This is a genomic window from Pseudomonas sp. IPO3774, from assembly GCF_013386835.1.
In the GTDB taxonomy this organism is placed as follows: Bacteria; Pseudomonadota; Gammaproteobacteria; order Pseudomonadales; family Pseudomonadaceae; genus Aquipseudomonas.
In genome coordinates this window covers 1-8,835 of the sequence record NZ_JACAQY010000012.1, presented here as the reverse complement: position 1 = coordinate 8,835, position 8,835 = coordinate 1, and the positions used below count along the sequence as shown (strand labels likewise).

The following is an 8,835-nucleotide window of genomic DNA, read 5'->3' as shown; positions in this document are numbered from 1 at the left end:
GCTGGGCCAAGGATGGCCCATCGCGGCGGCCCACGGTCCAAAGCCGGAGTGAGGGCACACCGAGCCTAGGCGAGGTGCCGAGTGGTGGGGCAAGAGCGTTTTGCTTACTTTTGCGCTTTTCAAAAGTGAGCCGCTGTAAGAGCGGAACCCCTATCAGCCGTTACCCAAATAACGGATATACACCCAAAACCCACCTCAGCCCCGCCGACTCCCCAGCCATTCCTCCCGGGTAATCTCCCAGATATCCTTGGGCAAACTCCCAGCGACAAACTGCCCCTCATCGGTCCTGACCAACCGCATCCCCGTCCGCTCGGAAATCCTGCGAGACGCCACGTTCGGCGCCGCCTTGGGCACGCGCATCACAGGCCGCTCCAGCACCTCAAACCAATACTCAGTCACCGCCGCACTGGCCTCGGCCATCAACCCCTGGCCCTGCCACTGCGGCGCCAGCCAAAAGCCGCGGTTGTTGTCCACCTCATCCATCAGGCTGACATTACCAATCAACACCCCAGGCGCGCTCTTCAGGCGGATCGACCAATGCCACTCCTCACCCCGAGCCATCGCCGGCAATGCAACATGCTCCAGATAGCTGCGCGCACCGTCCGCCGGGTACGGCCAGGGCACCAGGGCATTCAGGTAACGCACCACTTCCCAGTGCGGAAAATGCTGCTGGACACCCTCGGCATCCTCCAGCGTCAACGGCCGCAGGATCAGCCGTTCGGTATACAGCGTAGGTTGCGCATCCATGTCGTTACCAAGTGGCAGTGTTGGGAAAGTCCAGGGTCCCGCGATCCACAAAACGCATGGTGCCGAACAGGCCACCCGCGAGTTTCCCGCGCAACACGTACGGCAGGTTATTCAAACTCTGGGTCTGGCTCAAGCCAAGGGTCTGGCGCAACACGGAAAACGCCGAAACGCTCACCGGCACCGTCAGCACCGTCTCCGAAAAGCGTGGGATCGAGCCACCCTGGTCACTCACCCCGGACGCCAGCGGCCGGCCATTGACCTCCAGGTCCAGGGCCACGCCGCTGTAGTCGATGGCGGTTTCATTCGGATTTTGTATCCGCAGCTTCACCGCGAAACGCACTTCCAGGTCCTGGCTCTGCAGCGGCTCGATGCCCACCACGTTGATGTTCACCGGGTCGCGGTTGGGGAACAGCGCGCACGCGCTCAGGGTGAGTAGCAGCAGTGACAAAACCATGAGCTTGCGCATAAAACGGGTTCTCCTATTTCGTGACGTCCGGGTCCTGCATCACTTTGAGGGTGGAGGCTTCCGGATCAAATTCATCTTCTTCCAGTTCTATGAACTCCTCAGGCAGGAAGATGTTCAGCACGATAGCGCAGAACGCCCCCACGGTGATTGGCGACTCGAAGATGTTGTGCAGTGCCTTGGGCAGCTCGCGCAGTACTTCCGGCACTGCTGCCACACCCAGGCCCATGCCCAGGGAGATCGCCACGATCAGCACATTGCGCCGGTGCAGGCCGGCTTCGGCGAGGATCTTGATCCCGGCCACGGCCACGGTGCCGAACATGATCAGCGTGGCGCCGCCCAGTACCGGCTTGGGCATCAGTTGCAACACCGCGCCGATCATCGGGAACAGCCCCAGCAGCACCAGCAGCCCGGCAATGAAGTACGCCACATAACGGCTGGCCACGCCGGTCAACTGGATCACCCCGTTGTTCTGGGCGAAGGTCACCATCGGCAAGCTGTTGAAGGTGGCCGCCATCACCGAGTTGAGGCCGTCGGCCAGCAGGCCGGACTTGATGCGCTTGATGTACAGCGGGCCCTTGACCGGCTGTTGCGAGATCATCGAGTTGGCGGTCAGGTCACCGGCGGCTTCCAGGGGCGAAATCAGGAAGATCACCGCCACCGGGATAAACGCCACCCAGTCGAACGAAAAACCGTACTTGAACGGCACCGGTATGCTGATCAGTGGCAACTGGGGCAGGGCGCCCAGGTCGACGCGGCCCATCCACCAGGCCACCACAAAACCCAGGGTCAGGCCGATCACGATCGAACCCAGGCGCAGGAACGGGTTGTTGAAGCGGTTGAGCACCACGATGGTCAGCAGCACCAGGGCCGCCAGGCCCATGTTGCCGGCGGCGCCCAGGTCGCTGGCGCCATAACCGCCGGCCATGTCGGTGACGGCTACCTTGATCAGCGACAACCCCATCAAGGTAATGATGGTGCCGGTGACCACCGGGGTGATCAGCTTGCGCAGCTTGCCGATGAACTGGCTGAGCACCACTTCGATAAACGCCGCGAAGAAGCAGATGCCGAAGATCGTCGACAGGATCTCATCGGTGCCGCCGCCCCGGGCCTTGACCATGAAGCCGGCACTGAGGATCACGCTGATAAACGAAAAACTGGTGCCTTGCAGGCACAGCAGGCCCGAACCCACCGGGCCGAACTTGCGGGCCTGCACAAAGGTGCCGAGCCCGGACACAAACAACGCCATGCTGACCAGGTACGGCACTTCGCTTTCCAGGCCCAGCACGCCGCCGACGATCAGCGTCGGGGTGATGATCCCGACAAAGCTGGCCAGCACGTGCTGCAGGGCGGCAAATATCGCCGCGCTGAAGTGCGGACGGTCGTCGAGGCCGTAGATCAGGTCGGATTTATAACGGGGGCGAGGGGTTTGAGTGTCAGACAAAATACGAGCCCGGGTAGGAAAAAGGAGGCGCAGGATGCCAGAAAGTGCCAGTTGTCAGAAGTGTGAAAAAATATTTCGAAACATCCCCCATTAAATCCTCAAGCCGGCCGATACCGTTTATAGGCCCACATACCTATTACAACAGTGGCGCCAGCCGGTCAGAGCGGCGCGTTGACGCCCACTGACCGTGTCGCGGCAGGGATGCTCGCAGCCACTACTTCTAAGAGCGCCCCCTATGTCCCTTCGTAACCTGAATATCGCACCTCGAGCTTTTCTCGGTTTCGCCTTCATCGCGTTGCTTGTCGTTATTCTTGGGGTGTTTGCGGCGAACCGCATGACTCTGATTCGTCAGGCATCGGTCGACATGGGCTCCAACCAACTGCCCAGCGTCGGGTATCTGGCGACCATGACCGAAAACGTCCTGCGCCTGCGGATTCTCTCTTTTCGTGTGCTGGTAAACCGTGAGCCGGCGGCTCTGGATGAGGCTCAAACCCGCATGGGTGTGCTGGTGGACAAGGTCAAGACGGCACAGGCCGCTTATGCAGGCATGCCAGCCGGGAACGAAGAGGCGGCGCTGTACAAAACGTTCTCCCTCACGCTCGACAATTATCTGAAGGCCCAGGCCGAGATGGTTGCCTTTTCACAGCAGAACAAGGTCGAAGAGATGCGTGCCTTGATCAATAGCCGTATCAAGGACGGCACCGACCAGATGGGCGAGCAGTTGAATAAACTGATCGCCATCAACGCTGCTGACGCGAAGCAGGCCGACACCGAGGCCGGGCAAAGTTATCAGGATGCAATCACTGGCATCATCGCAGTCTCCGTGATTGCTGCGTTGATGACCGTACTGCTGGCCTGGCTGCTGACGCGCAGTATCGTGACGCCCTTGCGCAAAGCGCTGGAGGTTGCTGAAACCATCGCCGGCGGCAACCTGAGCAAAGCGATCGAAGACGACGGCAAGGACGAACCGGCCCGCCTGCTCGGCGCCTTGGCCGCGATGCAGAACAACCTGCGCCAGACCATCCAGCACATCGCCGGCTCAGCCACGCAGTTGGCCTCCGCCGCTGAAGAGCTCAGCGCCGTCACCGAAGAAGCCTCCAAAGGCCTGCAACAGCAAAACAACGAAATCGACCAGGCCGCCACCGCGGTCAACGAAATGACGGCCGCCGTGGAAGAAGTGGCGCGCAACGCGGTGTCCACCTCCGAGGCGTCCAGCCAGTCCAACCAGGCTGCGCGGGAAGGGCGCGACCGAGTGGTGGAAACCGTCGGCGCGATCCAGACCATGACCCAGGACGTGCAAAACACCTCGGTGCTGATCGAAGGCCTGGCCACCCAGGGCCGTGATATTGGCAAGGTACTGGATGTGATTCGCGCGATTGCCGAGCAGACCAACCTGCTGGCACTCAACGCGGCGATTGAAGCGGCGCGTGCCGGTGAAGCCGGGCGTGGTTTTGCGGTGGTGGCGGACGAAGTGCGGGCCCTGGCCCATCGCACGGCGCAATCGACCCAGGAAATCGAGAAAATGGTCGCCGGCATTCAGAGCGGTACGGGTGAAGCGGTGCAGTCCATGCAGCAGAGCAACCAGCGCACCCAAAGCACCCTGGAAATGGCGCGGGCTGCCGGTGTGGCCCTGGAGCAGATCACCCAGTCCATCAGCCTGATCAACGAGCGCAACCTGGTGATCGCCAGTGCCTCGGAAGAACAGGCTCAGGTGTCCCGCGAAGTGGATCGCAACCTGGTGAACATCCGCGACCTGGCGACGCAGTCGGCGGCGGGTGCCAATCAGACCTCAGCCGCCAGTCACGAACTGTCGCGCCTGGCAGTGGATTTGAACGGGATGGTGGCGCGCTTCGTCATCTGACCTGAAATACGATCAAAAATGTGGGAGCGGGCTTGCTCGCGAAAGCGGTGTATCAGTTGATGCATTCGGTGGCTGACACACCGCCTTCGCGAGCAAGTCGAATCGTCGCACCGCCGCTCCCACATTGGGTGCTGTGGTGCTTCAGGAATCAGTGTTTCCAGGCCGCCGGATTCACCAGGTTCTTCGGCTTCTCACCCGCCAGCACCGCCAGCAGATTGTCCACCGCACACTTGGCCATCGCCTCCCGCGTCTCATGAGTCGCTGAACCAATGTGCGGCGTCGCCACCACATTGCTCAAACGCAACAACGGCGAATCATGCTGCAGCGGCTCGCGCACAAACACATCCAGCCCCGCCGCACGAATCGTGCGCTGTTGCAACGCCTCAATCAGCGCCGGCTCGTCCACCACCTTGCCTCGGGAGATGTTGATAAAGATCGTCTCCGGGCCCATCAGCGCGAACTCTTCAGCGCCAATCAAACCTTCGGTTTCAGCCGTCAGCGGCAAGGTCAGGCACACAAAGTCGGCTTCCCGGAGCAGGTCCGGCAGGCTGCGGTATTGCGCGTCAAAACGTTGCTCCACTGCAGGTTTTGGCGAGTGACTGTGGTAGATCACCGGCATGCCGAATCCGAAGTGCCCACGCTGGGCCAAGGCTTCGCCAATTCGGCCCATGCCGATAATGCCCAGGGTCTTGCCATGCACGTCGCTGCCGAAATGCAGCGGGCCGATGTTCTGGTTCCAGTTGCCGGCACGCACCATATTGGCCAGCTCCACCACTCGCCGGGCGGTCGCCAGGATCAGGGCGAAGCCGGTATCGGCGGTGGTTTCGGTCAGTACGTCGGGGGTATTGCTGAGCAGGATGCCGCGCTCGGTCAGGTAGTCGATATCGTAGTTGTCGACACCAACCGACACGCTGGCCACCGCCTCAAGGTTTGGCGCCAGATCCAGCAGTTTGGCATCCAGGCGCAGGCTGGCACCCAGCAACCCCTGGGCCGTCGGCAAGGCTTCACGCAGTTTGGCCAGGCCGCTTTCATCCAGCGATTCAATAAGCGTGACCTCGGCCTGTTCATGCAGGCGGGCCATCAGCGGTGCAGAGAGTTTCTTGTAGAGCACGACAGACTTTTTCATCAGGTCTTTACCTTCAATTCAAGGGATTGCAGCGGGGCGCGTTCGCGGTCACTGGCGCCGGGCTTGAGAAAGATCGTCAACACCACCGACACCAGCAGCGCACCGCTCATCAGCAAGTACGAGGCGCCGGGCGATCCGGTGCTGCTGTTGAGGTAGCCCACCAGATACGAACCGCCGAACGAACCGAGGGCGCCCATGCTGTTGATCAGCGCCATGGCACCGCCGGCGACGTTGGCCGGGAGGATTTCCGGGACGATCGCAAAAAACGGCCCGTAAGGCGCATACATACAGGCCCCGGCGATCACCAGCAGGGTGTACGACCACCAGAAGTGTTCGGCGCCGAGCACGTAGGACGCATAAAACGCGATGGAGGCGATCAGCAACGGTGGCCACACAAAACGTTTACGTTTTTGCAGTTTGTCCGAGCCCCAAGACACCGCCAGCATGCCGATCACCGCCGCCAGGTACGGCAGCGCCGACAGCCAGCCAGCCTCGACCATGTCCATTTTCAGGCCGGCCTTGAGAATCGACGGCAGCCACAGCACGAAGCCATACACGCCAATGCTCCAGCAGAAAAACTGCAGCGCCAGGATGATCACCTTGGGTGAGCGAAAGGCCTCGGCGTAGTTCTTTACCGCCTTGATGCCCACTTGTTCTTCGGCGAGGGCGGTTTCCAGGTCTTTTTTATGCTGGGCGCTCAGCCATTTGGCGTCTGCGGGTTTTTCATCCGCCAGCTTCCACCAGATAAACGCCCACAGCACCGCCGGCAAACCTTCGATGATAAACATCCAGCGCCAGCTGAAATGCTGTACCAGGTAGCCCGAGACCACCGACATCCACATCATGGTCACCGGGTTGCCGAGGATCAGGAAGGTGTTGGCCCGCGAGCGTTCCGCGCGGGTGAACCAGTGGCACAGGTACACCAGCATCGCCGGCATCACGGCGGCTTCGACCACCCCGAGCATGAAGCGGATCACGATCAGCATGTAGGCGTTGGACACCATGCCGGTCAGGGTGGCCAGGCCGCCCCACAGGATCAGGCTGACGAAAATCAGCTTCTTCACGCTGCGTTTCTGCGCGTAGATCGCACCGGGCACCTGGAAGAAAAAGTAGCCGAGGAAGAACAGCGCGCCGAGCAATGACGACATGCCCGGGGTGATCATCAGGTCTTCGGCCATCCCGGAGGCGGCGGCAAAACCGTAGTTGGCGCGGTCCAGGTACGCCAGGCTGTAGGTGATAAACACGATGGGCATGATGTACCACCAACGGCGGGTGGCGAGTTTCAACGGTTCCATAAGGTTGCTCCTGAGCTTGTTGTAGTTGTGGCAACAGGTAACTCGGTGATGCTGATTAACCGGCTTTCTGGGTGTGGGGCAGATCGGTCCTGAACGGCAAGCCTTCCATGTCGCCACGGCTCTGCACCGCGCGGCTGCCGATCCAGTTGCCGCGCTGCACGGCTTCGCTGAAGCTCAGGTTTTCCAAGAGCGCGCTGATCATGCCCACGGCAAATCCATCGCCGGCGCCGACCGTGTCGACCACCTTGGCCACTGGCACGGCGGCGACAAACCCCTGGTCCAGCTGGGTGCGGTAATACGCGCCGTGGGGCCCGAGCTTGATGGCCACGGCTTCCACGCCCTGGTCCAGGTAAAACGCGGCGATGTCGGCCGGGTCTTCAAAACCGGTGAGCAAGCGGCCTTCGCTCAAGCCCGGCAACACCCAGTCCGCCAGGCAGGCGAGGGCGTTGATTTCGCTGATCATGCGTTGCTCGTTCGCCCACAGGGACGGGCGCAGGTTCGGGTCGAAGGACACGCTGCGCCCGGCCTCGCGCATTTGTGTCATCAACTGGCGCGACAGGTCGCGGGTGGCGTCCGACAGCGCCGGCGGAATGCCGGTGGCGTGCAGGTGCCGGGCTTGCAACAGCTCAGGCTTGATCGCCTCGACCGACAGATGGCTGGCGGCCGAGCCACGGCGGAAGTACTCCACCTGCGGATCATCGCCGGCTTCCTCGCGGGACTTGAGTTGAAAGCCCGTGGGGTGCAGCGGGTCCACCGCCACATGAGTGCAGTCCAGGCCTTCGTTCTGCAAGGTGTCCACCACGAAGCGCCCGAGGGAATCGGCACCCACGCGGCTCAGCCATGCGACGTTGAAGCCCAGGCGTGACAGGCCGATGGCGACGTTGCTGTCGGCGCCGGCAATACGCTTGTGAAACTGGGCAACCTGGGCCAGGTCGCCGGTCTGTTCGGCGACAAACATCGCCATGGTTTCACCAAACGACAGGATATCGATCTCAGACATGTGCGTTCTCCACGCGGGGCTGGCCGAGGACGGCGAGGGTGGCGACCTGCTGGGCGGTGACCTGCACCAGGTCATTGCCTTGCAGCGGAAATTCCACGGCCCGGGTAATACCTTGAGTCATGTGCTTGAGCAGTTGTTCCCACAGATGCAGGTCGGCGGCGCCCGGCGGCAGGGCCACCAGCTTGCCGTCGGCGCGGCGGGCCACCGCCTTGCAGTGCAGGTAATCCACGTGGCGGCCCAGCAGGCGTGCAGCGGTGGTCGCCGACTGGTCCTGCCATTGCCAGTTACCGATATCGAAGGTCATTTTCACCGGCACCGCCAACCGTTCGATTTCGTTGAAAAAGCGCTGCATCGGCTCGATGCGCCCGCCGTGCAGGGTCTGGTCGTTTTCCACCAGCAGCTTGACCGGATGCCGGTTGAGCAGGGCGCTCAAGCTGTCGAGGTCGTTGGTGTCGGTGAAATAGCCCAGGGAGACTTTCAGCCAGCGGGCGCCGAATGCCTGGGCGCGGTCGAGGGTGACGGCCAGTTCGGCATTGGGCTGCGAGCGACCGGCCACCCAGAGTTCCAGGGGCGATGAGAACACGCACTCCAGGCCTTGATCGGCTGCAGCTTGCGCCAGCTCATGGGGTTGTTCGGTGGTCAGCAGCTCTTCGCGCCATTCGATGCGTTGCGCGCCGGCGGCAGCCAGCACCTCGACGAAACTCAACTGGCCTTGCTGGCGGACCAGGTCGGCGCCGTAACTGGAAAGGCTGATGGAGACGGGGTATTTATGCATTGTTGTGGACCTCTGAAACCGGTTTCATTTTTATTCGCAAAATAAACGTGTGGCTTGCCTGCGATGGCGGCGGTCAGCCGCCTACTGCTTCGCCGGAGAAACCGTTATCGCAGGCAAGCCAGCT

The 8,835-nt window shown here is 61.7% G+C and carries 8 protein-coding genes; 1 reads left to right on the top strand and 7 read right to left on the bottom strand.

Translation table 11 applies throughout. The features are described from left to right. Window positions 1-195: 195 nt before the first annotated feature. From HYE77_RS05935 to HYE77_RS05925, 3 genes are read right to left on the bottom strand one after another with little or no spacing between them, the layout of a single operon-like run. Entirely contained in the window at window positions 196-747 is a 552-nt protein-coding gene (locus tag HYE77_RS05935; protein WP_177068561.1) for a GNAT family N-acetyltransferase, read from the bottom strand. 4 nt (window positions 748-751) lie between these two features. Then, window positions 752-1,213: an LEA type 2 family protein gene (locus HYE77_RS05930; protein WP_003214086.1), complete on the bottom strand. Its 462-nt coding sequence runs from the start codon at window positions 1,211-1,213 to the stop codon at window positions 752-754. A 13-nt stretch (window positions 1,214-1,226) separates the two neighbouring features. Then, window positions 1,227-2,654, bottom strand: a complete 1,428-nt coding sequence (locus HYE77_RS05925) for a nucleobase:cation symporter-2 family protein (RefSeq protein ID WP_177068203.1) — start codon at window positions 2,652-2,654, stop codon at window positions 1,227-1,229. Between the two features lie 235 nt (window positions 2,655-2,889). On the opposite strand from HYE77_RS05925, the gene HYE77_RS05920 reads away from it, so the two are divergent. Continuing rightward, entirely contained in the window at window positions 2,890-4,515 is a 1,626-nt protein-coding gene (locus tag HYE77_RS05920; RefSeq protein ID WP_177068560.1) for a methyl-accepting chemotaxis protein, read from the top strand. A 148-nt stretch (window positions 4,516-4,663) separates the two neighbouring features. Here HYE77_RS05920 and HYE77_RS05915 read toward each other — a convergent pair whose 3' ends face one another. From HYE77_RS05915 to HYE77_RS05900, 4 genes are read right to left on the bottom strand one after another with little or no spacing between them, the layout of a single operon-like run. Next, window positions 4,664-5,641 (bottom strand): D-glycerate dehydrogenase, encoded by a 978-nt coding sequence (locus HYE77_RS05915; protein ID WP_177068559.1) that lies wholly within the window; start codon window positions 5,639-5,641, stop codon window positions 4,664-4,666. Continuing rightward, a complete protein-coding gene (locus tag HYE77_RS05910) occupies window positions 5,641-6,936 on the bottom strand; it encodes an MFS transporter (protein WP_003214078.1) in 1,296 nt (431 codons plus the stop codon). The genes HYE77_RS05915 and HYE77_RS05910 overlap by 1 nt, the downstream gene beginning before the upstream one ends. Before the next feature lie 55 nt (window positions 6,937-6,991). Further along, the gene (locus tag HYE77_RS05905) at window positions 6,992-7,936 is read right to left on the bottom strand and encodes a sugar kinase (RefSeq protein WP_087694383.1); all 945 of its coding nucleotides are present in this window, start codon (window positions 7,934-7,936) and stop codon (window positions 6,992-6,994) included. Beyond that, a complete protein-coding gene (locus HYE77_RS05900) occupies window positions 7,929-8,711 on the bottom strand; it encodes a sugar phosphate isomerase/epimerase (RefSeq protein ID WP_177068558.1) in 783 nt (260 codons plus the stop codon). Before HYE77_RS05900 ends, HYE77_RS05905 begins: the two co-directional genes overlap by 8 nt. Between the last annotated feature and the right edge of the window lie 124 nt (window positions 8,712-8,835).

Excerpts from the sequence above, each read along its gene's own strand:
- HYE77_RS05930 (WP_003214086.1), bottom strand. The coding sequence starts at position 1,213 with ATGCGCAAGCTCATGGTTTTGTCACTGCTGCTACTCACCCTGAGCGCG.
- HYE77_RS05915 (WP_177068559.1), bottom strand. The coding sequence starts at position 5,641 with ATGAAAAAGTCTGTCGTGCTCTACAAGAAACTCTCTGCACCGCTGATG.
- HYE77_RS05935 (WP_177068561.1), bottom strand. The coding sequence starts at position 747 with ATGGATGCGCAACCTACGCTGTATACCGAACGGCTGATCCTGCGGCCG.
- HYE77_RS05905 (WP_087694383.1), bottom strand. The coding sequence starts at position 7,936 with ATGTCTGAGATCGATATCCTGTCGTTTGGTGAAACCATGGCGATGTTT.
- HYE77_RS05920 (WP_177068560.1), top strand. The coding sequence starts at position 2,890 with ATGTCCCTTCGTAACCTGAATATCGCACCTCGAGCTTTTCTCGGTTTC.
- HYE77_RS05910 (WP_003214078.1), bottom strand. The coding sequence starts at position 6,936 with ATGGAACCGTTGAAACTCGCCACCCGCCGTTGGTGGTACATCATGCCC.
- HYE77_RS05900 (WP_177068558.1), bottom strand. The coding sequence starts at position 8,711 with ATGCATAAATACCCCGTCTCCATCAGCCTTTCCAGTTACGGCGCCGAC.